The following is a 755-nucleotide window of genomic DNA, read 5'->3' on the forward strand; positions in this document are numbered from 1 at the left end:
CCTCCGCCAGCTCGGCACGGATCTGTTCAACCTGCGCAGTATGGGAGGCGTAATCCACCGGAATCCGGCGCGCCCGCACCCCCTCCTCCTCACACACAGACCGCACCCGCTCCACCGCCTGCCCAGACCCAGCCACCACCACCGAACCAGGACCATTAACCGCAGCCACCTCCACCCCACCCCACACACCAGACTCAATCCGACCCACAGCCACCCGCTCAGCCACAGCCACCGACAACATCCCGCCCTGCCCCGCCAACCGCTCACCAATCAACCGCGACCGCAACACCACCACCCTGCACGCATCCTCCAACGACAACAAACCCGCCACATAAGCAGCCGCCACCTCACCCTGAGAATGACCCACCACCGCCGCAGGCTCCACACCAAACGACCGCCACACCCCAGCCAAAGCCACCATCACCACAAACGACACCGGCTGCACCACATCCACCCGATCCAACGACGGAGCCCCCACCTCCTGCCGCAACACCCCCCGCACAGACCAACCCACCAACCCCGACAACACCCGATCACACTCAGCAACCCCCTCAGCAAACACCACCGACTCATCCAACAACCGCGCACCCATACCCACCCACTGCGCACCCTGACCAGGAAACACAAACACCACCCGACCCACACCCGACCACACACGACCCACCACACCACCACCAACACCAGCAGCAACCTCACCCCGCACCAAGCCCTCAAGCCCAGCGGTCAACTCCCCCACATCCGAACCCAGAACCACA

The 755-nt window shown here is 64.6% G+C and carries 1 protein-coding gene; it reads right to left on the reverse strand.

Features of this window, described 5'->3' with window-relative positions; genetic code table 11:
* Positions 1-592 (reverse strand): acyltransferase domain-containing protein (locus tag VT50_RS37880; protein WP_338058390.1); only part of this gene is annotated, 592 nt, incomplete at its 3' end.
* Between the last annotated feature and the right edge of the window lie 163 nt (positions 593-755).

The sequence above is a fragment of the Streptomyces antioxidans genome (genome assembly GCF_000968685.2).
GTDB lineage: Bacteria > Actinomycetota > Actinomycetes > Streptomycetales > Streptomycetaceae > Streptomyces > Streptomyces antioxidans.